The organism is Pseudonocardia acidicola, from assembly GCF_012911935.1.
Classification (GTDB): Bacteria; Actinomycetota; Actinomycetes; order Mycobacteriales; family Pseudonocardiaceae; genus Pseudonocardia; species Pseudonocardia acidicola.
In genome coordinates this window covers 1-21,556 of record NZ_JAAXLA010000052.1, presented here as the reverse complement: position 1 = coordinate 21,556, position 21,556 = coordinate 1, and the positions used below count along the sequence as shown (strand labels likewise).

Here is a 21,556-nt window from a genome sequence, read left to right as displayed (position 1 = left end):
GGTCTCTCCTCCGTTCGACGACGATGCACCAATGGTGCGCTCGATCGCCGTCGAACGCGCTGTCAAGGTATTATGTGTCACTGATCGGGTGCACGAATGGGCCGAATTGCGGAATTCTTTGCGCCGAGTGGCCCCACCGACGTGCCACCCGCACACCCCCCACACGGGTGTCGCGCGACCCCATGGGGGCGCCTCGGCATGTGAGGATGCCCTTCATGGCTGCTCCGACGAAGACCCACACGAACGCGCCCGGGCACTGGATCGGCGGCGAGGTGGTCCCCGGTGGCGCCGACCGCATCGAGGTGACCAACCCGGCCACCGGTGAGGCCATCGCAGAGGTCCCCGCGGGCACCGCCGCCGACGTCGACCGCGCGGTCGCCGCGGCGAGAGCCGCCTTCCGCGAATGGTCGGCCACCGACGTCGCCGAGCGCGCCGCGGTGGTCCAGCGGATCTCCGAGGGCCTCGCGACGCGCGGCGCGGACATCGCCGCCTCGATCACCGCCGAGATGGGCTCGCCGATCACGTTCTCGCGCAAGGTCCAGGCCACCATGCCGGTGGCCTCCTCGGCCGGCGTCGCGTCGCTCGCCGCCGACTTCCCGTGGACCGAGGAGATCGGCAACTCGCTGGTCGTGCGCGAGCCGATCGGGGTCGTCGGCGCGATCACGCCGTGGAACTATCCGCTGCACCAGATCGTGGCCAAGGTCGCGCCGGCGCTGCTGGCCGGCAACACCGTCGTGCTCAAGCCCACCGAGATCGCCCCGCTGACCGCGGCGATCCTCGCCGAGGCCGCCGCGGAGGCGGGCCTGCCGGGCGGCGCGTTCAACGTCGTGCACGGCACCGGCCCGGTGGTCGGCGAGGCCGTCGCCGCGCACCCGGACATCGACATGGTGTCCTTCACCGGCTCCACCCGGGCCGGCAAGCGGGTGTCCGTGGTCGCGTCCGACACCGTCAAGCGGGTCGCCCTCGAGCTGGGCGGCAAGTCGGCGAACGTGATCCTCCCCGACGCCGATCTGGCCAAGGCCGTCAAGATCGGCCTGGCCAACGCCTGGATCAACGGCGGCCAGACCTGCACCGCGTGGACCCGCATGCTGGTCCCGGCCGCGCGCCACGACGAGGCGCTCGAACTGGCCGCGGCGGCCGCCGCCAAGTACACGGTGGGCGACCCGGCCGACGAGAGCACCCGGATCGGTCCGATGTCGTCGCTCGCACAGCAGCAGCGGGTGAACAGCTACATCGAGCGGGGCGTCGCCGACGGCGCGACGGTGGCGTTCGGCGGCCCGGGGCCGGTCGAGGGCCTGGGGACCGGCGCCTACGTCCGCCCGACGATCTTCGGCAACGTCGAGCCGGACGCCGTCATCGCCCAGGAGGAGATCTTCGGCCCGGTGCTGTCGGTGATCCCCTACTCGACCGAGGACGAGGCCGTCGAGATCGCCAACTCGACGATCTACGGGCTGGCCGGCGCCGTGTTCGGCGAGCAGGACCACGCGCTCGCGGTGGCCCGGCGGCTGCGCACCGGCCAGGTCGACGTCAACGGCGGCGCGTTCAACCCGATGGCCCCGTTCGGTGGCTACAAGCAGTCCGGCAACGGCCGGGAGCTGGGCCGGTACGGGCTGGAGGAGTTCCTCGAGGTCAAGTCCATTCAGCGCTGACGCGCGGGCTTTGCGATCGCAACCGGTCTGCGCGAACGGCCTCGGGTCCGAGGCCGTGACTGCCACGGTGGGCGCCTACCCGCGGTGGCGCCCGCTGACCGGTCGACGGCGCCCCCGCCCAGGGTCGCCGGTCCGGGAGACGGCGTCGCGGCGCGACAGGAGCGCCCGGCGGCCCGGTCCGGCGGCCCGCCGATGCCCCGCCACCCCGGCGGGGCGCGAGGTGGGGCGTGCGATCGATCGACCGGTTCTCCCTGCGTCACGTGGTGGCCGTTGTCGCGTGCTGTGCCGGCGCGGTCGCGCTGCTCGCCGGTCACCTGCGCGCGCCCGGGCCGGTGGCCGCGCCGGTGCCGGTCGCCGGGGTCGCCGGGTGCGGCCCGGCCGGTCCCGGTGCCGGGTCCGTGGGCCGCGGCGCGCGGGCCGGCGGGAGCGCGGGATCGGGCGCCGCCGGCGCGTGCGGGCCCGGTGCGGCGCTGCCCCCGCTGACCGTCGACGGCCGGTTCTTCGCCCTGCCCGACGGCACCCCGTTCTTCTGGCTCGCCGACACCGCGTGGAGCCTGTTCGTCAACCTCGACCGTGCGGAGGCCCTGGCCTACCTCGACGCCCGCGCCGCCCAGGGCTTCACGGTCATCCAGGCTGCGCTGATCTTCCCGCAGGCCGGCGGGCCCGGCCCGAACCGCTACGGCGACGCACCGTTCTCCGGCCACCTGGGCCGGCTGCCGGTCAGCCCGGGGGCCGACGCGAGCGACGACGCGCAGTACGACTACTGGGACCACGTCGACTTCGTGCTCGCCGCGGCCGCCGAGCGCGGGTTGCGCATGGCGCTGCTGCCGGTGTGGGCGGACGCGCAGGTCGGCAGCCTGGTCACGGCGTCGAACGCGCGCACCTACGGCGCCTTCCTGGGGCAGCGCTACGCCGCCGCCCCCGTCGTCTGGGTGCTGGGCGGGGACGCGCCCGCCGATGGTGCCGAGGACGTCTGGCGGGAATTGGCGGGGGGCCTGCGCGCCGGCGGCAGCGACGGCCTGATCAGCTACCACCCGCGCGGCGGGCAGACCTCGGCCACCTGGTTCCACACCGACGACTGGCTGGGCTTCGACATGCTGCACGGCGGGCACTGCCTGCGCTACGAGCAGCGCCGGCATCTCGTCGAGGACACCCGGGCGGCGCAGCCGGCCAAGCCGTTCCTCGACGCCGAGCCGGTCTACTCCGACCACCCGTACTGCTGGGACGATCCGCCCGGGGGCTACTCGACCCCGCGCGACGTCCGCCGGGACGCCTACTGGGCGGTGTTCGGCGGCGCCGCCGGGCACAGCTACGGCCATCACGCCGTCTGGCAGTTCCTGACCGCCGGCCGGCAACCGTCGCTCGGGGCGCGCGGCACCTGGACCGCGGCTCTCGACGATCCGGCCCCCGGGCAGATGCGCCACCTGCGGGCGCTCATGGAGTCCCGGCCCTACCGGCACGCCGTCCCCGGCCGGCGGGTGCTCTCCGGCGACGTGGGCAGCGGCCCCGACCGGATCGCCGCGACCGTCGCCGAGAACGGCTCCTACCTGATGGCCTACACCGCGGCGGGCCGGCCGATCGAGGTCGACCTCGACGCGCTGACGGGCAGCACCGCCCGGCCGTACTGGTTCGACCCGCGGACCGGCGCGGCGACCGAACTCGGGGTGCTGCGCAGCGCCGGGCGGGCCGCGTTCCCGCCGCCGGACGGCGAGCGTGGCCAGGACTGGGTGCTGGTGCTCGACGACGTCGCCGCCGGGTACGGGGTGCCGGGCGGGTCGGTGGCCGCCGCCGATCCCTCGTCCGGCACCGCCCGCGGCCCCGCCACTGCGCCGCGCACCGCGCCACCGGCCGGCGGTTCCGCAGCCCCCACACCCACCCCGGCCACACCCACCCCGGCGCCGAGTCGCAGCCGGGAACCTGCACCCGCCCGCCAGCGGCCGCCGGAGCCGGCGCCGCGGCGGGAACCCCCACCTCCCCCCGATCCCGTCTGGGACCGGCTGGCCCGCTGCGAGTCCAGCGGCGACTGGGCCATCGACACCGGCAACGGCTATTACGGCGGCCTGCAGTTCGACGCAGCGACCTGGCGCGACTACGGCGGCGCCGAGTTCGCCCCACGTGCCGACCAGGCCACCCGGGAGGAGCAGATCACCGTCGCCACCCGGGTGCGCGACGACCGCGGCGGCTATGGTTTCTGGCCGGCGTGCGCGCGCAAGCTCGGGTTGCGGCGGTGAACCCGGCGCCGGTCGGCCGGGCCGCCGGATCGCCCGAGGCGGGGGAGACAGCGCAGGGTGAGTGGCGTCATCATCGACACCGGGCCGGGCGTCACCTTTCCGATCGATAATATGGTGCTTCCGCTGCCCCCGAGTTCACCCTGCGAGCCCTACGCTGGAGTTCCATGAGCCCGTCCGATTCCGATGGCACGCGCATCGGGAACCGCTACCGGCTCGACGAACGAATCGGCGCCGGGGCGATGGGCGCCGTCTGGCGCGGAACGGACGAACTGCTCAACCGCACCGTCGCCATCAAGGAACTGCTGGCGGCGGCGGTGTCGCCGAGCAGCCCGGGTGACGCGCTCGAGGAGTCGCGCCAGCGCATTCTGCGCGAGGGCCGGATCGGCGCGCGGCTCCAGCACGCGCACGTCATCAGCATGTTCGACGTCGTGGTGCACGACGACCGGCCCTGGCTGGTCATGGAGTACCTGCCGTCGCGGTCGCTCGCCGTGGTGCTCGGCGAGAAGGGGCCGATGGCCCCGCGCGAGGCGGCCGCGATCGGCCAGCAGGTCGCCGACGGCCTCGCCGCCGCCCACGCCGCGGGTGTGGTGCACCGCGACATCAAGCCCGGCAACGTGCTGATCGCCGAGGACGGCCGGGCCAAGATCACCGACTTCGGGGTGTCCCGGGCCGTCGACGACGTTCAGCTCACCCGGACCGGGATGATCGCCGGCACCCCGGCCTTCCTCGCCCCCGAGGTGGCCCGCGGCCAGCAGCCGACCTCGGCCTCCGACGTGTTCGCGCTCGGCGCCACGCTCTACGCGGCGGTCGAGGGTGCGCCGCCGTTCGGCCTCGACGACAACGCCTACGCGCTGCTGCACAAGGTGGCCACCGGGGCAGTGCGCCCGCCCACGGAGGCCGGGCCGCTGACCGCGCTGCTCATGCGCCTGCTGGCCGACGATCCCGAGCAGCGCCCGACGGCCTCGCAGGCCCGCGACGCGCTGGCCGTGGTCGCCGCCGGCCGGCCCGCGCCGGACAGCGGCACACCGGGCGCCTCGGGCACCGCGGTGCTGCCGGTCGGCCCGTTCACCCCGTCCGCCGCGAGCGCCGCCGAGTCCGCGCAGGCCCCGCGCACGCTGTCCGAGATCGACGCTCCGGCCGCGGCGAAGAGCGGCCCCCCCACGCCGCCGCCCGCCGGCGGAGCCGGGCCGGCTCGCGAGGCGGCGGAGCCGTCCCCCCGGCGGCGGCGCCGCGCGCCGATCCTGCTGGGGCTGCTCGCCGTGGTGCTGGTGGCCGGGATCGGCGTCGTGATCGGGATCGTGCGCGCCTCGTCGAGCGGGGCGGCGTCGACCGGGGCGGCCCTGCCCGCCGCTCCGACCAGCGTGGCCTCGGCCCCGAGCGCCGCGCCGGCGACCAGCGCCGCGCCGCGGACCACCACGCCGGTGACCAGCGCCGCGCCGACGTCGGCGCCCACCTCCGCGTCCACGTCGGCGGCCAACCCGCCGGCCGCGCCCGGTGACGCCGTCGCCTTCGTGCAGAACTACTACAGCCTGCTGCCGGGCAACGTCGACGCCGCGTTCGCGATGCTCAGCCCGGCCGCGCAGGCGCAGTCGGGCGGGATCGACGGCTTCCGGCGCTTCTACGCGGGGCTGAGCTCGGTCAACGTCGAGTCGGCGCGCTCGGTGGGGGACAACACGGTGGAGGCCACGATCATCTTCCAGCGCCAGGACGGGACGACGACGCGCGAGCCCTACCGGTTCGTCATCGGCCAGGGCAACGACGGCAACTTGATCATGCAGTCGTTCAGCCGGGCCTGACGCCGGTCACGCCGTCCGGGAGTCGACCTCCTGCAGGTTCCGGCCTACCCAGCCGACCACCTCGCGGACGAACGCCGCCCGGTTCGCAGTGCCGCGCACCTGGTGGCCCTCGTCGTCGAACAGCAGGAACCCGGGTGAGGCGCCTCGTTCACGCAGCGCCGCGACGACCTGCTCCGCCTCGCCGAGCGGGACGTCCGTGTCGTGCGCGCCGTGCACCACGAGCAGCGGCGCGCCGACCCGTTCGATGGCGTGGATCGGGGAGAGCGCGCGCAGCATCTCGCGGTCGCGGACCGGGTCGCCGTACTTGGTCGTCGCCGCCGTGGCGATCCACGGCTCGGTGTCGGCGTAGAAGGTCTCGAAGTCGGCGATCCCGCAGACGTCGACGCCCACCCGGAACAGCTCCGGGAACCAGGTCAGCGCGGCCAGCGTCAGGTAGCCGCCGTAGGACCGCCCGGCCACCCCGATCCGTGCGGGGTCGGCCAGCCCGGAGTCGGTCAGGAAGGTCACCGCGGCGCGCACGTCGGTGATCGCGGTGAACCGGCGCTCGTGGTCGTCGGCCTGGGTGAAGCTGCGCCCGAAGCCGCCGGAGCCGCGCACGTTCGGCGCGAACACCGCGATGCCCTCGGCCACCAGCGCCTGGAACAACGGCTGGAACGTGGGCCGCTCCTGGGCCTCCGGCCCGCCGTGCAGCCAGATCAGCGTCGGGGTGGCGCCGAGCGCCGTGCGCGGCCGGAAGAGCCACCCGGACAGCGTGAGCCCGTCCTCGCCGGTGAACTCGTGCAGCGTCGGCCCGACCAGCGCGTTCAGGGCGTCCCACAGGTGCTCGGGTGGTTCGGCGGGCAGCAGCACGGTCGCCTCCAGGGCGGGGACGCAGGCGTCGAGCCCGATCCGGGCCAGCTGCGGAGGCACCGTCGGGCCCTCGCTGGCCAGCAGCAGCGCCGTCCCGTCGCGGGTGAACGCCGCGCTGCTGACGACGTCGCCGGGCGGCTCGGGCAGCGGCCCGACCATCCCGGAGCGCAGGTCCAGCAGCTCCAGCTCGCTGCGCCCGTCGACGTTCCAGACCAGCGCGGCTCGCGCGCCCGACGGGTCCAGCGCGACGAGGTCGAGGTCGTCGTCGGCGCGGGCGGCGACCGGGTAGGCCAGCGACGGCTCGCCATCGCCCAGCGTGACGCCCAGCAGCGCGGCCCGCTCCCGGCCGGCGTCGGTGTGCAGGAACAACTGGCTGCCGGTGACCCCGAACCGGGCGTCGGCGACGGTCGCGTCCCCGCCGGGGATCAGGTCGGTGCGCCGGCCGGTGCGCAGGTCGATCAGCTCCAGGTGCCGGGCGCCGCGGCGGCCCAGCCGGACGACGACGCGCCGGCCGTCCCCGCTGATCGTGCAGACCTTCGCCGCGGGGCCGTCGGCCAGCACCGTCGACGTGCCGTCGCGCAGGTCGACCAGGCAGGCAAGGCCATCCCCCCGGCCCTGTGGGTAGATCGTCACGCCGAGCCGCCGCCCGCCCGGCGACCAGGCCCCGAGCGTCACCGCCGCGGCGTCCGGGGCGATCTCGCGCCGTCGTGCGCCGTCGGGGGAGACGAGCAGGACCCGGGTCCGCTCGCCGCCGCCGGGCGAGAGCTGGCAGGCCAGCCAGCCGCCGTCGGGGGACCAGCTGAGCGCCTGCACGTCGCCGGCCGGCAACTCCGGGTCGTCGAGCTCGGTGGGCAGCGGCCAGTCGGGCTCGGTGACGGTTCCGACGGAGGCGGCGGGCGGCAGCGCTCCCACCCAGGCCCGCGGCCGGCCGTCCCGATCGGAGATCCAGGCCAGCATCTTCCCGTCGGGGGAGGGGGCGGGATCGCTGTAGGCCGCGCCGAACAGCACGTCCGAGGCCGGGCCGTCGCCCGCCAGCTGGGCCCGGCGTCGGTCGGCGAACGCAACGGCGACTCCGCGGTCGTGACCGTCATCCATCTGGATCCCCCTCTCCTGCAACCACACGTCGGGCAGCGCCACCTGCCACAACGCCGTGGAGCCCGACGTGGTCCGGCTGCTGTTCCGGTTCGGCCGGTCACCCCGGAACGGGCCCCTGGCCTTCGTCACCGGGTCGGTCACCGCGTCCGGGGCCGGCCCGGCAGCGGCCCCTCCAGGTGCCGGATCGCGGGCACCGGGAAGTCTCCGTTCGGGCGATCGACCGGATCGTCCACGAGCATCACGGTGCTGTCCATACGCAGGGCGGGTCGAAACGCATCTCCCCTCCACGACGCCGGCGCGGGGAAAGTCCGGGCCGCACATACGGGTGACGCTAGGCGCCGGTTGTTACAGCCGGTTTTCCCCGAGGTCACCTGACGACACTCGGAGGACGCGCGCCCGGCCCGTTCCGGTGGCCGGTCAGCCGGTGGACGGCTGCCGGTAGGCGGCCTCGAAGAAGTCCCGCTCGAGGTCGGCGGCGCGGCGGAACCGGGCACCGACGGCATCGCGGGCCGGGCCGTCGAGGCCCTCACCGGCCCGGTCGAACTCCGCGCGCAGGAACGCGACCCACTGCTCGAACTCCGGCCCGCTGTGCAGCTCGATCCACTCGCGGTCGATCGACCCGGCGGGCAGCTCGGCGCCCGGGCGGGTGGCCCAGTCGAGGTAGAGCCACTCGGCGACCAGCAGCACCGCGAGGATGTCCGGGTAACGGGCGTCCGCGCGCACCTCGTCCATCAGGGCGAGGAACCCGGTCGTGGGCGGCAGCAGCCCGGGGTGAGTGCGCTCGTGCTCCCCGACGCCGAGCGCGTCGAGCGCGCGGTCGAAGAAGTCGTTCTCCGGGCCTGCGACCATGCCCAGCTGGCGCGCGATCCGCAGCCGGGGCCCGGGCCGGTCCGCCGCCGCGACCGCCGCCCCGAGCAGCGCGACGAACGAGTCGAGGAACTGGTGGTCCTGCACCAGGTAGCGGGTGAGGACGTCGCGGGGGAGGGTGCCGCCCCACAGCTCGTCGACGAAGCGGTGGCCGACCGCCGCCTCCCACACCGGCGCGGTCGCCGCCCGCAACTCCGCACTCACCGTCACGCCCCTCACCCTGCCCGCGAGTCGCCCTTTTCGGGAGGGTGAGTCGCCGTTCGGGGGACACCGGACCACGGCACGCCGGGGTACGGCGATCGGCGCTCGGCCGTCCCGGCGTCGATCTCGCGGGCCCCGACGGCGGCGTGCAGCGCCGCGACCTCGGCGAGCGCATCGCGCTGCTCGGCGACCTCGCCCGGATCCATCGGATCGCCGTGCCCCGGTACGACCGTGCGCGGGCCCAGGGCGAGCAGCGCGGTCACCGTGTGCGGCCAGTCCGCCGGGAAGGCGTCGCCGAAGTCGGGTGGCGCACCCTGCTCGAGAAGATCCCCGGCGAGGACGACCGCGCTGTCCGGGACGTGCACGACGAGGTCGTGGTCGGTGTGGCCGCGGCCGAGGTACCGCAGATCGGCGCTGCGCCCGCCGAGGTCGAGCGTGACGGCCGGGTCCACCCGGTGGTCGGGCAACACCGGCCGGGTCGCGGTGAGGGCGTCGGCGGTGGCGGGGTCGCCGTGCTCGTGGTAGCAGGCAGCCCATTCGGCGCGCTGCGCGGCGGCGGTGGCGGTGATCGCGGCGCGGCACGCCGGGTGGGCGTGTACCGGACAGGGCAGGAACGCCGCGGTGCCGAAGCAGTGGTCGAAGTGCGCGTGCGTGAGGACGACCTCGATCGGCAGGGCGGTGACGGCGCGGACCGCCGCCGCCCACTCGGCGCCCTGCCGCTCGTCCCCCCTGGTGTCGACGACGAGGGCGCGCTCGCCGCCGAGGACCAGCCCGACGGTCAGGTCCAGCTCGGTGTAGCGGCGGGCCAGCACGCCGTCGCCGACCTCGACCCAGCGTCCCGCGTCGGTGTCCACGCCGCCCATTGTCGATCCGGCGTCGAGCCGGGGCGCGGCGACGTCGGCGAGGCGACCCGGGGCGCCGGCCGGCCGCAGTGACGGTCCGGGCTCTCTCCGGTGGCCGCCATGGCGACCGATCGGCCGAGTCGTGGCCCGGTGCCCGCCGATACCCTCCTCGGGGACCGCGCACACCCGCACCGACCAGGGAGCAGAGCGATGAGCGCAGTCGAGGACATCATGTCCCAGATCCCGATGAACGAACTCGCGGGCAAGCTCGGCGTCGATCCGCAGACGGCCGAACAGGCCACCCGGCAGGCCCTGCCCGCCCTGCTGGGCGGCATCCAGGCCAACACCGCCGACCCCGCAGGCGCCCAGTCCTTCGCCTCCGCGGTGCAGCAGCACGACCCCGGGCTGGTCGAAGGCGGTGTCGATCTTCACGACGTCAACGCCCAGGAAGGCGACAAGATCGTCGACCACGTCTTGGGGGACAACCGCCCCGAGGTGGTGAACCAGCTGGGTAACCTCGGCGGCCCCGGTGGCAAGGAGCTGATGGACAAGCTGCTGCCGATGCTCGCACCCATCGCCATGTCGTGGCTGGCCAAAAGCCTGACCGAACACGCGGCGCCGGCCGGCGCGACGCCCGCAGCGGCGCCGGCCGGCGGGCTGGGCGGTCTGCTCGGCAACGTGCTGGGCGAGGCGGAGCGCGCCGGACTCGGCAACCTGCTCGGCGGGCTGCTGGGCGGCAGCCGCCACTGACCCCGGGCGGCCGCGTCCGGTAACCGGGTCACACCACCACACGCATCGGCCTGCCCCGCGCGTCCACCTCGTCGCCGATCACCTCCGCGACCCCGCGCGCCCAGCGCCACGCCGACCACGACGCCGCCAGCGCGTCGAGCACGTCGTCGAAGCGCGCGCCGGGCGGCAGGTCGACGAGTGCGGCGGCCGGGTCCACCCACCGGGTCAGCGCCGCGATGCGCTGCCCGGCCCCGCGCGCGGTCTTCTTCGGGGCGAACGGGACATCCGGGGCGAGCGTGCGCACCGACAGCTCCGGGTGAACCTCCACGACCCGGTCGGGCAGCACGGCCAGCGCCTCCCACTCCCGGATCTTGCGTCCGATGTGGAAGGTCTGCAGGCTGATCGCCCGCCCGGTGAGCTCGCGGGCCACCCGGCAGGCCTCGGGATGGGACGGGGCGGCGAGCACCGCCCGCGGCGGGGCCGGGAACACCGACGAACGGGCCCGTCCGAGCCGTAGCGCGGCTTGGACGTCGCAGGCCCGCCGGTCCCGGCCGGCCGGCAGGCCGATCGGGATGTCGACGCCGACGGCCGCGCAGTCCTCGGTCGCGGCGAGCACCGCGGCGGCGTCGGCGCACACCTCCCAATCGACGTGACCCGGGCGCACCCGGGCGACGACCCAGCCGTCGGGAACCCCGTCCACTCCGGCGACAGGTGCGATAGGGCAGGATGCTGGGCCGTGCGCGTCTACATCGGTTCCGACCACGCCGGCTTCGAACTCAAGGCCCACCTGCTCGCGCACCTGGCCAGTCTGGGCCATGAGGTGATCGACGTGGGCCCCATCCACTACGACCCCGACGACGACTACCCGCCGTTCTGCATCGCGACCGCCATCCGGACGGTGGCCGACCCGGGCAGCCTCGGCTTCGTGCTGGGCGGCTCGGGCAACGGTGAGCAGATCGCCGCCAACAAGGTGCCCGGCTGCCGCGCCGCACTGGCCTGGAGTGTCGAGACGGCCCGGCTCGCCCGGGAGCACAACGACGCCCAGGTCGCCGGCATCGGTGCCCGGATGCACTCGGTGGAGGAGGCCACGGCGATCGCCGAGACGTTCGTGGCCACGCCGTTCTCCAACGACCAGCGGCACCTGCGCCGGATCGGGATGCTCGCCGACTACGAGCGCACCCGGGTGCCACCGCCGCTGCCGTCGGACCAGACCTCGGAGCAGGACACCGACCAGCACTGATACATGCCCGAAGGTCACACACTGCACCGGCTGGCGCGGCTGCACCACAAGCAGTTCGGGGGTGCCCCGGTCGCGGTGTCGAGCCCGCAGGGCCCCTTCGCCGAGTCGGCCGCACTGCTGAACGGGCGGGTGCTGCTGCGCGCGGTCGCGCACGGCAAGCACCTGTTCCACCACTACGGGCCCGATCTCGTGGTGCACGTGCATCTCGGGCTCTACGGCACGTTCGACGAGGCTCCGGTGCCCGCCCCGCAACCACGGGGGCAGGTGCGGATGCGCCTGGTCGGCGCGACCCACTACGCCGACCTGCGCGGGCCGACGGCGTGCGAGTTGCTGGTCGACGCCGAGGTGGTGGCGCTGCGCAGCCGGCTCGGTGCGGACCCGCTGCGCCGCGACGCCGACCCGGAGCGGGCCTGGGCGCGGATCTCCCGGTCCCGCGCACCGGTGGCCACGCTGCTGATGGATCAGTCGGTGATCGCGGGGGTGGGCAACGTCTACCGCGCCGAACTGCTGTTCCGGCACGGGATCGACCCGCAGCTGCCGGGACGTGCGCTGCCCCGGGAAGTGTGGGACGCCATGTGGACCGATCTGGTCGGGCTGATGCGCGACGGCGTCAAGCGGGGCCGGATCGACACCGTGCGCCCGCAGCACGATCCGCGGCGGCGCGGCGAGCCGGCCCGGAAGGACCGGCACGGCGGCGAGGTCTACGTCTACCGCCGGGCGGGGCTGGGCTGCCTGGTGTGCGGCACGCCGGTGGCGCAGGCCGCGCACGCGGCCCGCAACCTGTTCTGGTGCCCGACCTGCCAGCCGCCGGCTCGCGTCGGCTGATCACCGGGGCCGGACCCGGCAGGCGCCGGCATCAGAAGAAGTCGTCGCCCCCGCCGAAGTCGACGTCGCCGCCACCCCAGTCGCCGCCCATGTCGCCGGGGTCGCCGCCTCCCCAGTCGCCCCCGCCGTCGAAGCCGCCGTCGAAGCCGCCGTCAGCGGCGTCCATGGCCGCGCCGTCGGCGAACCCGTCGGCGTAGGCGGCCCCGGACATCCCCGAGAACAGGGAGCTGAACAGCAGCGCCGAGCCCAGTCCCCACGCGCCCGCGACCAGCGCCGGCTTCCACCACGGCTCGGAGTACCAGCCGGCCGGGACCGGCCGGCCCGCGACGCTGCCGCCCGGGTAGTAGTGCCGGTTGCGTTCCGACGGGTTGGGCGAGGCGCTGTACTCGCGCCCCTCGACCTGAACGTCCCGGTTCTCGGTGACGGCACCCGCCTGCCGCTGGCCGGGCAGCACCGGCAGCTCCGGGCCCGGGTCCAGGCCCATGGCGGTGCGCGCCGCGCGCACGTAGTAGAGACCCTCCGAGGCGGTCTCGGTGACCTGCCGGGCCTGGGCTGCGCTCTTGGCCTGGTCGAGCTGCGAGCCGGCCGCGGTGTAGCGCTCGGCCGCGTCGGCCAACGCCTGCTTGGAGGCCTCGTCGGTGCCGACCAGGTTGAGGACCTGGCCGCCGAGCCGCTCGACCCAGCGCCGGGCCTCGGACTTTGCGTCCTCGAGTTCGCGTGCCTGCTTGGCCTTCTGCTGCCGGATCAGCCACACGACGCCGGCGATGATGCCCACCAGCACCACGAGGGTCACGATCGTGCCCATCAGGTTTCTCACTCCCCACATGTGGGCCTGCTGTGGCGGCCCGATTTGTCCTGAGAACGGCCATCAGGGATCAAACGTTCCCCGGACCGCGTCGTCCGTTCGACGGGATTAGGACTGGCCTGCGCGGGCTACCCTCGGGTGCCCCCGAGCTGAAGGGACGCCGCGTGTCCGACGCCAAGTCGATCGACTGCTGGATGACCGACATGGATGGTGTTCTCGTCCATGAGGGACGGTTGATCCCGGGCGCCGACCTGTTCATCTCCCGGCTGCGGGAGACCGGAACCCCGTTCCTGGTGCTCACCAACAATTCGATCTACACCCCGCGCGACCTGCAGTTCCGACTGCACAACACCGGCATCGACGTGCCCTGCGAGTCCATCTGGACCTCGGCGCTGGCCACCGCCGCGTTCCTGGACAACCAGCGCCCGGAGGGCAAAGCCTACGTGGTCGGCGAGGCCGGGCTCACCACGGCGCTGCACGAGATCGGCTACGTGCTCACCGATTCCGACCCCGACTACGTGGTGCTCGGTGAGACCCGCACGTACAGCTTCGAAGCGGTGACCACGGCGATCCGGTTGATCATGGGCGGTGCCCGGTTCGTGGCCACGAACCCGGACCCGACCGGACCGTCGAGTGAGGGGCCGTTGCCCGCGACCGGCTCGGTCGCCGCCCTGATCAGCCGTGCGACCGGGGTGGAGCCGTACTTCGTCGGCAAGCCGAACCCGCTGATGATGCGGGCCGCCCTGAACCGGATGAAGGCGCACTCGGAGACCACCGTGATGGTCGGCGACCGGATGGACACCGACATCGTGGCCGGCCTCGAGGCCGGGATGCAGACCGTCCTCGTGCTCAGCGGCATCATGCGGGCGGAGCAGATCGACCGGTTCCCCTACCGCCCCAGCCGCGTGGTCGGATCCGTCGCCGAACTGGTCGACGAGATCTGGGACTTCTCCCGCGGTGCGTCCCCGCGGGGCGCGGCCATGCTGGACGGGGCCTACGGCGGCCCCCACCGCGGGACGATGGGCGACGATCAGCCTTGTCGGATGCCGGCCGCCCCCCACCACCTCGACGACCCGCGGGACCTGGCCTAGAACCGGCGTCTCCCGGGGTCCACGCCGGCGGGCACACCGGCGTGGACCGAGGGCCGGCGGAGGGAGGGGTGCTGCCGGCCGGGGTGAGTGGGGCCCGGCCGCGGCGTGCGGGCCGCCGATGTCACCAACGACGCCGGTGCCGAGACGGCTGCGAGCGGGTCCCCGCCCACCCGTCCTTCCACTCGGATGCCCGCGGCCCGGTGTTACCGGACGTCCGGGTCCGAACAGGGCGCACCCGGTCCCCGCCGCTCAGCGGGCGTCGCGGTCGCCGTCCGGGTCGAGCAGGTCGGGGGTGGGCGCGTGCCGGCGGCGCCAGGCGCCCAGCGCGGGGGAGGGCCCGTCGGTGTGCGCGAGCTGGCGCAGCGCGACGGTCAGTGCCGCCCGGCCCGGCGGGTCGGACGGCACCAGGGCACCGTCGGGGCCCTCGCCCGCGCGGACGGCGGCCACGGCGGCCGCCTTGATCGCGCCCTGCACCGGGTCGCCGAACGTGGCGAGCAGCCGCTGGAACGCGGCGTGCCGACGGTGGTCGAACGGGACGGGCCGGCCGGCACCGTCGACTGCCGGGTGCGCGGGATGGAGGTGGGCACACGGCACCAGGCCGTCCGGGATCGGGGCGGTGGCCGGATGCGTCCGCCCGGCCCGCAGCAGGTGCGGGAGCAGGTGGGTGTGCGGGCCGTCGGGAGACCGCCCGTTCGGCGCCGGGATCGGGGTGAACACCTCGACGCGCCCACACGCCGTCAGGAACACCCGGTGCGGGCTGTGCCTGGCCAGCGCCGCGGGAGCCCCCGTCTCGAACAGCGGCCGCCCCGCGGCGGCACGCAGCGCGGCGAGCAACTCCGGGTCCGTGGTGCGCACGCACGCGTCGACCGTCGGGGTGCCCAGGCCGAGGTCGAACAGCACGCCGGGCAGGTCCTGCGGGCGCAGCGCGCCGGTGTCCGGGCCGAGCTCGGTCAGCACGGTGCGGGTCTCCCGGCGGGCCGTGGCGGCGGACAGGCAGAACGCGACGGCGTGGTTCCAGTGCGAGCCGGGGCCGGCCGGGGTCTCGTAGGCGACGGCCTCGACGTCGTCGGGCAACACGAGCCGGATTCCGCCGCGCGCGGTGACGACGCTGTTCGGCCCGCGGGAGGCCGGTTCGTCCGGCGCCCGGACGAACTCGGCGATCGCGCCGATCGTGCCCATGCTCCAGCCGGCCGTGGCGTCGGCCAGCGCCAGCTCGACGAGCTGTCGGACCGCAGTGTTCGCCGGGTCGGTGGGCTTCGGGGTCGTCGGGCCGGCCATTCGCCGAGGGTCGCAGGCGGCTGGGCGGGCGGCAATGGGAGACCGACATAACCGGCTGATCGCCTCAGCGAGCCGGACCGGGGGCGATCCGGGCCGCCGCGAGCGTCCGGGCCAGCTCCAGGAGCTGCCGGTCGGCGCGGTGCCGGGCGACGATCTGCAGGCCGACGGGGGCGCCGTCGGCGGTGCGGCCGGCCGGGACGCTGATCGCCGGGTGCCCGGAGAGGTTGAACACCCAGGTGAGCGCGACGCTCATGTGCGCACCGGGCCCGTCGTGCCCGTGCGGGCGGCCCGGCGTGGTCGGGGTCAGCAGCACGTCGGTGGCCGCGAACACCGCCGTCAGCAGGCGGTCGTTGTCCGCGCGCAACCCGGCCGCGGCCGTCCGGTCCGCCGCGGTGGCCTGGGCGTCTCGCAGCGTCGTCCACGCCCGGCTGGGATCGGCCAGCAGCACGGGGCGGCCGCTCCAGCGCAGTCCGGCGGCGTCGACCAGGCTCTCGGCGGCGGTGCCGGCGATCGTGACGACCTCGTCGTCGAGGTGCTCGGTGGCGTGGCCGAGGTCCGCCGACCACGTCGCGGTCACCGGGGCCGTCGCCGTCGGCAGCGGCCCGAGCACCACCTCGGCCCAGGCGGCGAGGTCGCGCGGGTCGCGGGCCAACGGGCCGGCCACGGTGAGCCCGGCCGGGTCGGCCGTGGGAAGCAGCCCGGTGGTGGGTTTGTAGCCGAAGATCCCGCACCATGCCGCGGGGATCCGCGTCGAACCGGCACCGTCGCTGCCGGTGGCCAGCGGGACCACGCCGGCCGCGACGGCGGCCGCGGATCCTGCGGAGGAGCCGCCGGGCGACAGGTCGGCGCGCCACGGGTTCCTGGTCGGCCCGCGGTCGGTGTACCCCCAGGTCTGCGGGCCGGGCCCGCGTGGAGTCGAGGTGACACCGATCGGGACGGCGCCCGCGGCGCACAGCCGCCGGGTCTGCACGCTGCGCATCCCGGTGCGGCCCTTCACCGCGATGGGCACCCCGGCCAGCCGGGGCGCGGGGTGGCCGGCAGCGAGCCCCGCATCCACCCTGCGGGCGGCGGCGGTCGCCGCATCGGCGGTGACCTCGACGAACGCGCGCAGCCGGTCGTCGGTCATGGCGTGGCGGCGCAGGGCTTCGCCGGCGAACTCCTCGGCCGTGGCCCGGTTGCCGGCCACTGCTCGGCGGATCTCCTCCGCCGAGGCCGGGAGCGGATCGAGGTGCGGGCTGACGTCGGCGGCGGCAGAGTCCCCTGTCCACTGGTCACAACGTTGACGAGTGCGCGATCAGGTTAGCGGGAGACCGAGGGCTCGGTCATGGCCGGCGGGTCTCGGGGATCCAGCGCGAACTACAGCGGTGTCGTTATCATCGGCGGGTGGATGCGAGCACGATCGGCTGGTGGGGCTGCGCGGACTGCGGCGGCGACGCGGAGCTGCCCGCTGCGGACACCGCCGGCTACCAGGTCTCCTGTCCCGACTGCTCCGGTGTGATGGCCGAGCAGTGGCAGTGGGAGTGCATCGAGCCGAGGCAGCGGGACCGCATCGCCGCCTGATGGCCCCTGCCGGGCCGTCGAATTCCGGCTGCCCACGCGGGACCATCATCGGCATGAAGCTTCGCGAGGCGTTCGCCGCGACCCGGTCCCGCCGGCGATGAGCTTCGGGGCACTCGCGCTGATCGTGCTGGCCGGGCTGGCCGGGCCGTTGCTGGCCGCGCTGCCCCGGTTCAGGGTGCCGCTGGTCGTCGGCGAGATCGGCGCCGGCGTTCTGCTCGGCCGCACCGGGCTGAACTGGATCGACCCCGGCGAGCCGACGGTCGCGTTCCTGTCCGAGGTCGGCTTCGCGATGCTGATGTTCGTGGTCGGCACCCGTCTGCCACTGCGTGACACCGGCCTGCGCGGCTCGCTGCGGCCGGCCGCCCTCGCCACCGTGCTGCTGCTCGTGCTGGCGGTCCCGGCCGGGTTCCTGCTGACGGTGGTGGGACCGCACCGTCCGCTCGTGCTCGCCGTGATCGTGGCGACGTCGTCGGCGGCGGTGGCGATGCCGATCCTGCAGGGTCTCGGTGACGAGGTGCTGGCCACTCCCGTGGCCACGTTCGGTACGGCGTGGATCACCCTCACCGACATCGTCACGGTGCTTGCGGTGCCGCTCGTGCTGGCCACCGGCGTGCTGCTCCGGGTGCTCGCCGGCGCCGCCCTGGTGCTGCTGGCCGGGGTGGTCGTGTTCGTCGTGCTGCGGCGGCTGCGGCGCACCGAGGAGATTCGCACGCTGCGCAAGATGTCCAAGGCGCGGGGGTGGGCGCTGGACCTGCGGGTCGGTCTCGCCATGCTGTTCGGGCTCGCCGCGCTGGCAACGGCGTTCGGCACCAGCATCCTGATCGCGGGCTTCACGGCGGGCGCGATCGTGGCCGCGGCCGGGGAGCCGCACCGGCTCGCGCAGCAACTCGTCGGGGTTGCGGAGGGTTTCTTCGTGCCGCTGTTCTTCGTGACGCTGGGCGCCCAGCTGCAATTCGCCGCGCTGTTCGAATCGCCGCGTGCGCTGGCCCTGTTCGGCGGGCTGGTGCTGGCCACGGTCGTGGTCCACATGCTCGTCGCGCTGGTCCTGCGCCGCCCGGTGGCGCTGGGACTGCTCGCCACCGCAGCGCTCGGCGTGCCGTCCGCGGTGGTCGCGATCGGGTTCCGGCAAGGTCTCCTCGACCCCGGCCAGGCCGCCGCGATCGTCAGCGCGGTGCTGGCGACGATCGCGACCTCGTCGGTCGGTGGGGTGCTGCTGGGACGACGGATGGCCACCCCGCCGACGGAGTGAACGCGCGGTCGGGACCCGTCACCGTGACAACGCGGCGGACCGCTCGGCGCCGATGAACGGGACCTCACCGCGCCGGACGGCCAGGTACCGGCGCCGAGCCGAGTCGATCGCGTGCTGTGCCCTGCGCAGCACCGGGATCTGGGTGGCGATGTGGTGCTGGTACACCCATGGTGGGTGCTGGCCCTGCCGGGCCGCCATCGCATAGGCAAGCCCGGTCGCGTTCTGGTCGGTGTACCGGTCGACGTTCTCGAACCACGCCATGCTGGTGCGCGCCGCAGCCTGGGTCGGGCGCAGTTCGGTGCGGTGGACGCGATCGTATTCCTGCAGCGCGGTGGGCAGATCCTCGTGGTTGTACAGGCTCTGGGCGAGTCCGACGGCATCGATCATGGCCAGCCGGGTGCCGGATCCGATGGTGAAGTGGGTGGTGTGCGCGGCGTCGCCGATCAGCGCCACGTTGTCGTGGTACCAGGTCGTGTTGCGCACCTGCATGAAGCGCAGCCACCGTGCCGGCTCGCCGCGGGCGGCGCTGATGAACGAGTGGCCTTCGAGATGGCCGGCGAAGATCTTCTCCAGCAGCTGGAGGCCGTCCTCGGCGTCGCGGTGGTCGAAACCGTGGGCCTCCCAGGTCTGCGGGGAGCACTCGACGATGCAGGTGCTGATGCCCGCGCTCGAGGGATAGGCGTGGAACCACATCCATCCTTCGGGGGTGTCCTCGAAGGCGAAGACGAAGCTGTCGAACACCTTGTCCGTGCCCAGCCAGATGTAGCGGTTGCGGCCGAGGTCGACCTGGGTGCCGAAGTCGTCGGCGTACTGCTGGCGGACCCGGCTGCCGGCGCCGTCGGCGGCGACGATCAGGTCGGCGTCGGCGAAGTCGGACAGGTCCTCGACGGACCGTCGGTGCTGGACGTCGATGTCGAGGTCGAGGGCGCGCTGGGTCAGGATGTCGAGCATCGTCCCGCGCCCCATGCTGAACCCGTACCCGCTGAGCCAGGCGGTCTGGCCGCGCAGCCGGATCTGCTGCTGCTCCCAGAGGCGGGACGCCGCCCGGAGCCGGCGGGCGCTGTCCGCGTCGTTGCGGAACAGCATGTCGAGCAGGTTGTCCCAGTACACGACGCCCCAGCCGTAGGTGGCCCCGGGGGGATCGCGTTCGATGACGGTGATGTCGTGCCCGGCGTCGCGCCGTTTGGCCGAGATGGCGAAGTACAGCCCGCCCGGGCCCCCGCCAACGCAGACGATCTTCATGTCGAGACACCTCCTGGATGAGCGGAGAACAGCGGTCCGGGTCCCGGTGGACGTGCCGCGGCCGGAGAGCGGTGTAGCTGGTACAGGTGGGCGTAGCCGCGGCCGTTGGTCAGCAGCTCGGCGTGCGTACCGGTCTCGGCGACGCGGCCGTGGTCGAGGTAGACGATCTGGTCGGCCTCGGTCACGGTCAGCAAATTGTGCGAGATGACGACGGTGGTGCGGCCGGTCATGAGCCGGCGCAGCGGGGTGAGGACGCGCTGGCTGGCCTCGGCGTCGAGGCTGGTGGTGGGCTCGTCGAGGATCAGGATGGGCGCGTCGCGGATCATGGCGCGGGCGATCGCGACGCGCTGGCGCTGCCCGCCGGACAGCAGCCGGCCGCGCTGCCCGACGCGGGTGTCGTAGCCCTCGGGCAGCGCGGTGATGAAGTCGTGCGCGTCGGCGGCGCTGGCGGCCGCGACCAGCTCGTCACCGGTGGCGTCCGGGCGTCCGGCGCGGATGTTCTCCGCGATCGTGCCGTCGAGCAGCAGGGTTTCCTGCAGCACGATCGCGATGTGGGTCCGGAGCCGGATGGGGTCGAGATCGCGCAGGTCGTGCCCGTCGAGGCTGATCCGCCCGCTCGTCGGGTCGAAGAAACGCAGCAGCAGCTTCGTCAGGGTGGATTTCCCCGCCCCGCTGGCGCCGACGAGGGCTGTGGTCTGTCCGGGCAACGCGGTGAAACTGACGTCGGCCAGCACGTCGGTGGTGGTGCCGGGGTAACGGAAGCCGACCCGGTCGACGACCAGCAGGCCCTTCGGCCGCTCCAGCGGAACGGGGTGTTCGGGCGCGGCGACGGCCGGACGCTGGTCGAGCAGGTCGGCGATCCGCTCCGCGCCGGCGGCCGCGCCGTAGACGGCGTTGACCAGCTGGCCGAGACTCTGGGCCGGGTTGTAGAGCTGCGAGAGATAGACGAGGAAGACCAGCAGCCCGCCCAGGGTGATCCGGTCCGCGGACAGCTCCCAGATGCCCACCCCGAGGATGGCGAGCACGCCGGCGAGTTCGAGCAGGTCGACGAACGGACCGAACATCGCTCCGATCCGCGTCACGGCCAGTTGCGCGGCGACGCTGGCCAGGCTCTGCTTGGTGAACCGGTCGATCTCGGTCTGCTGCCGGCCGTAGGCCTGGATCAGGGTGGCGTTCGCCAGGCTCTCCTCGGCGACCGTGGTGATCGATCCGGTGCGCCGGCGGACCTCCTGGGACGCCGTCTTGATGCGGCGGGAGAAGATCCGGGACGCGAGCCAGAAGGCGGGGATACCGATCAACGAGACCAGCGCGAGTTGCCAGTTGAGGTAGAACAGCACCCCGGCGAACACCACGATCTTGAGCAGCGACGAGGCCGTCTGCGCGATACCGGAGAGCACCAGCGCCTCGATCGCAGCGATGTCCCCGGTCAGCCGGCTGAGGGTGTCACCGAGGCGGCGGCGGTCGAAGAAGGCCACCGAGACGGTCTGCAGGTGGGCGAACACCCGGGTCCGGACCCGGTGCAGGAAGTTCTCGCCGGTCCAGACCGTCAGGTACGTGTCGGCGAAGCCGACCACCGCCGAGGCGACGGTGAAGCCGACGAACGCCAGAGCGATCACCGGGAACAGGGAGAAGTCTCGCGGGGTCAGCACGTCGTCGATCAGGATCTTGAACAGCCAGATGCCGGCGGCGTCGAGAAGCGGGGCCACCGCGACGAGCACCAGGCTGAGGGCCAACCATCCGCGGAACGGCCGGGCGTCCGGCCAGAACCGGCGGAAGACGTCGCGCACCGCTACCGACGGGGAGACCTCCACGGGGCCTTCGGCCATGGCCGGTTGTGGGCGTACGAGCGAGCGTACGACCTCCCACACGAGCGTTCCCCCCTGTTATCGGCCTGCCTCCGACGCGGGCGGTGGCCCCATTCCACGTGGGAGTGGAGCCACCGCCGGTTCGTCGGTTCTGTGGGCCTTGTCGGCTCAGTGGGCTTCAGCGATCAGTGCCAGCCGCCCC

General features: G+C 74.2%; 17 protein-coding genes and 2 pseudogenes. 10 read left to right on the top strand and 9 right to left on the bottom strand.

Annotation, left to right across the window (positions count from 1 at the left end; all coding sequences use genetic code 11):
- Positions 1–215 precede the first annotated feature (215 nt).
- The 4 genes and pseudogenes from HF526_RS23520 (at position 216) to HF526_RS23510 (ending at position 5,676) form a co-directional block, all read left to right on the top strand.
- On the top strand, positions 216–1,649 hold the full coding sequence (locus HF526_RS23520) for an aldehyde dehydrogenase family protein (RefSeq protein ID WP_169383731.1): 1,434 nt from the start codon (positions 216–218) through the stop codon (positions 1,647–1,649).
- A 227-nt stretch (positions 1,650–1,876) separates the two neighbouring features.
- A pseudogene (locus HF526_RS37055) lies at positions 1,877–3,379 on the top strand (glycoside hydrolase family 140 protein); the annotation flags it as partial.
- A 252-nt stretch (positions 3,380–3,631) separates the two neighbouring features.
- A pseudogene (locus HF526_RS37515) lies at positions 3,632–3,880 on the top strand (transglycosylase family protein); the annotation flags it as partial.
- A 164-nt stretch (positions 3,881–4,044) separates the two neighbouring features.
- Positions 4,045–5,676 (top strand): serine/threonine-protein kinase, encoded by a 1,632-nt coding sequence (locus HF526_RS23510; RefSeq protein WP_169383729.1) that lies wholly within the window; start codon positions 4,045–4,047, stop codon positions 5,674–5,676.
- A 6-nt stretch (positions 5,677–5,682) separates the two neighbouring features.
- Here HF526_RS23510 and HF526_RS37050 read toward each other — a convergent pair whose 3' ends face one another.
- From HF526_RS37050 to HF526_RS23495, 3 genes are all read right to left on the bottom strand, one after another.
- Positions 5,683–7,749: a prolyl oligopeptidase family serine peptidase gene (locus HF526_RS37050; protein WP_211177694.1), complete on the bottom strand. Its 2,067-nt coding sequence runs from the start codon at positions 7,747–7,749 to the stop codon at positions 5,683–5,685.
- 288 nt (positions 7,750–8,037) lie between these two features.
- Positions 8,038–8,697, bottom strand: coding sequence for a thiaminase II/PqqC family protein (locus HF526_RS23500; protein WP_169383728.1), 660 nt, complete (start codon positions 8,695–8,697; stop codon positions 8,038–8,040).
- 5 nt (positions 8,698–8,702) lie between these two features.
- On the bottom strand, positions 8,703–9,542 hold the full coding sequence (locus HF526_RS23495; protein ID WP_338051693.1) for an MBL fold metallo-hydrolase: 840 nt from the start codon (positions 9,540–9,542) through the stop codon (positions 8,703–8,705).
- 198 nt (positions 9,543–9,740) lie between these two features.
- On the opposite strand from HF526_RS23495, the gene HF526_RS23490 reads away from it, so the two are divergent.
- Positions 9,741–10,280, top strand: coding sequence for a DUF937 domain-containing protein (locus HF526_RS23490; RefSeq protein ID WP_169383726.1), 540 nt, complete (start codon positions 9,741–9,743; stop codon positions 10,278–10,280).
- A gap of 28 nt (positions 10,281–10,308) precedes the next feature.
- Here the strand turns inward: HF526_RS23490 and HF526_RS23485 are convergent, their stop codons facing one another.
- Positions 10,309–10,959, bottom strand: coding sequence for a DUF429 domain-containing protein (locus tag HF526_RS23485; protein ID WP_338051692.1), 651 nt, complete (start codon positions 10,957–10,959; stop codon positions 10,309–10,311).
- Between the two features lie 36 nt (positions 10,960–10,995).
- On the opposite strand from HF526_RS23485, the gene HF526_RS23480 reads away from it, so the two are divergent.
- Both HF526_RS23480 and HF526_RS23475 read left to right on the top strand, forming a co-directional pair.
- A complete protein-coding gene (locus tag HF526_RS23480; RefSeq protein ID WP_169383724.1) occupies positions 10,996–11,499 on the top strand; it encodes a ribose-5-phosphate isomerase in 504 nt (167 codons plus the stop codon).
- A 3-nt stretch (positions 11,500–11,502) separates the two neighbouring features.
- Positions 11,503–12,324, top strand: coding sequence for an Fpg/Nei family DNA glycosylase (locus HF526_RS23475; protein ID WP_169383723.1), 822 nt, complete (start codon positions 11,503–11,505; stop codon positions 12,322–12,324).
- A gap of 31 nt (positions 12,325–12,355) precedes the next feature.
- Here HF526_RS23475 and HF526_RS23470 read toward each other — a convergent pair whose 3' ends face one another.
- A complete protein-coding gene (locus HF526_RS23470; RefSeq protein ID WP_211177693.1) occupies positions 12,356–13,129 on the bottom strand; it encodes a hypothetical protein in 774 nt (257 codons plus the stop codon).
- Positions 13,130–13,323: 194 nt separating this feature from the next.
- Between HF526_RS23470 and HF526_RS23465 the strand changes: the two genes are divergently transcribed.
- Complete coding sequence (locus HF526_RS23465; RefSeq protein ID WP_211177695.1) at positions 13,324–14,220, top strand: HAD-IIA family hydrolase; 897 nt, start codon at positions 13,324–13,326, stop codon at positions 14,218–14,220.
- Between the two features lie 249 nt (positions 14,221–14,469).
- Here the strand turns inward: HF526_RS23465 and HF526_RS23460 are convergent, their stop codons facing one another.
- Positions 14,470–15,498, bottom strand: coding sequence for a DUF6925 family protein (locus tag HF526_RS23460; RefSeq protein ID WP_211177692.1), 1,029 nt, complete (start codon positions 15,496–15,498; stop codon positions 14,470–14,472).
- A 64-nt stretch (positions 15,499–15,562) separates the two neighbouring features.
- Positions 15,563–16,684, bottom strand: a complete 1,122-nt coding sequence (locus HF526_RS23455; RefSeq protein ID WP_211177691.1) for an amidase family protein — start codon at positions 16,682–16,684, stop codon at positions 15,563–15,565.
- A 197-nt stretch (positions 16,685–16,881) separates the two neighbouring features.
- On the opposite strand from HF526_RS23455, the gene HF526_RS23450 reads away from it, so the two are divergent.
- Both HF526_RS23450 and HF526_RS23445 read left to right on the top strand, forming a co-directional pair.
- Entirely contained in the window at positions 16,882–17,058 is a 177-nt protein-coding gene (locus HF526_RS23450; protein ID WP_169383721.1) for a hypothetical protein, read from the top strand.
- A 97-nt stretch (positions 17,059–17,155) separates the two neighbouring features.
- Positions 17,156–18,307, top strand: coding sequence for a cation:proton antiporter (locus HF526_RS23445; protein WP_169383720.1), 1,152 nt, complete (start codon positions 17,156–17,158; stop codon positions 18,305–18,307).
- 18 nt (positions 18,308–18,325) lie between these two features.
- On the opposite strand, the gene HF526_RS23440 is transcribed toward HF526_RS23445, so the two are convergent.
- Both HF526_RS23440 and HF526_RS23435 read right to left on the bottom strand, forming a co-directional pair.
- Positions 18,326–19,549, bottom strand: coding sequence for an FAD-dependent monooxygenase (locus HF526_RS23440; RefSeq protein ID WP_169383719.1), 1,224 nt, complete (start codon positions 19,547–19,549; stop codon positions 18,326–18,328).
- Positions 19,546–21,375, bottom strand: coding sequence for an ABC transporter ATP-binding protein (locus HF526_RS23435; protein ID WP_211177690.1), 1,830 nt, complete (start codon positions 21,373–21,375; stop codon positions 19,546–19,548). The genes HF526_RS23440 and HF526_RS23435 overlap by 4 nt, the downstream gene beginning before the upstream one ends.
- Between the last annotated feature and the right edge of the window lie 181 nt (positions 21,376–21,556).

What these genes read in the sequence shown, in the direction of transcription:
- HF526_RS23520 (WP_169383731.1), top strand. Translation starts at nt 216, where the DNA reads ATGGCTGCTCCGACGAAGACCCACACGAACGCGCCCGGGCACTGGATC.
- HF526_RS23460 (WP_211177692.1), bottom strand. Translation starts at nt 15,498, where the DNA reads ATGGCCGGCCCGACGACCCCGAAGCCCACCGACCCGGCGAACACTGCG.
- HF526_RS23445 (WP_169383720.1), top strand. Translation starts at nt 17,156, where the DNA reads ATGAGCTTCGGGGCACTCGCGCTGATCGTGCTGGCCGGGCTGGCCGGG.
- HF526_RS23490 (WP_169383726.1), top strand. Translation starts at nt 9,741, where the DNA reads ATGAGCGCAGTCGAGGACATCATGTCCCAGATCCCGATGAACGAACTC.
- HF526_RS23475 (WP_169383723.1), top strand. Translation starts at nt 11,503, where the DNA reads ATGCCCGAAGGTCACACACTGCACCGGCTGGCGCGGCTGCACCACAAG.
- HF526_RS23470 (WP_211177693.1), bottom strand. Translation starts at nt 13,129, where the DNA reads ATGGGCACGATCGTGACCCTCGTGGTGCTGGTGGGCATCATCGCCGGC.
- HF526_RS23510 (WP_169383729.1), top strand. Translation starts at nt 4,045, where the DNA reads ATGAGCCCGTCCGATTCCGATGGCACGCGCATCGGGAACCGCTACCGG.
- HF526_RS23440 (WP_169383719.1), bottom strand. Translation starts at nt 19,549, where the DNA reads ATGAAGATCGTCTGCGTTGGCGGGGGCCCGGGCGGGCTGTACTTCGCC.
- HF526_RS23435 (WP_211177690.1), bottom strand. Translation starts at nt 21,375, where the DNA reads ATGGCCGAAGGCCCCGTGGAGGTCTCCCCGTCGGTAGCGGTGCGCGAC.
- HF526_RS23465 (WP_211177695.1), top strand. Translation starts at nt 13,324, where the DNA reads ATGACCGACATGGATGGTGTTCTCGTCCATGAGGGACGGTTGATCCCG.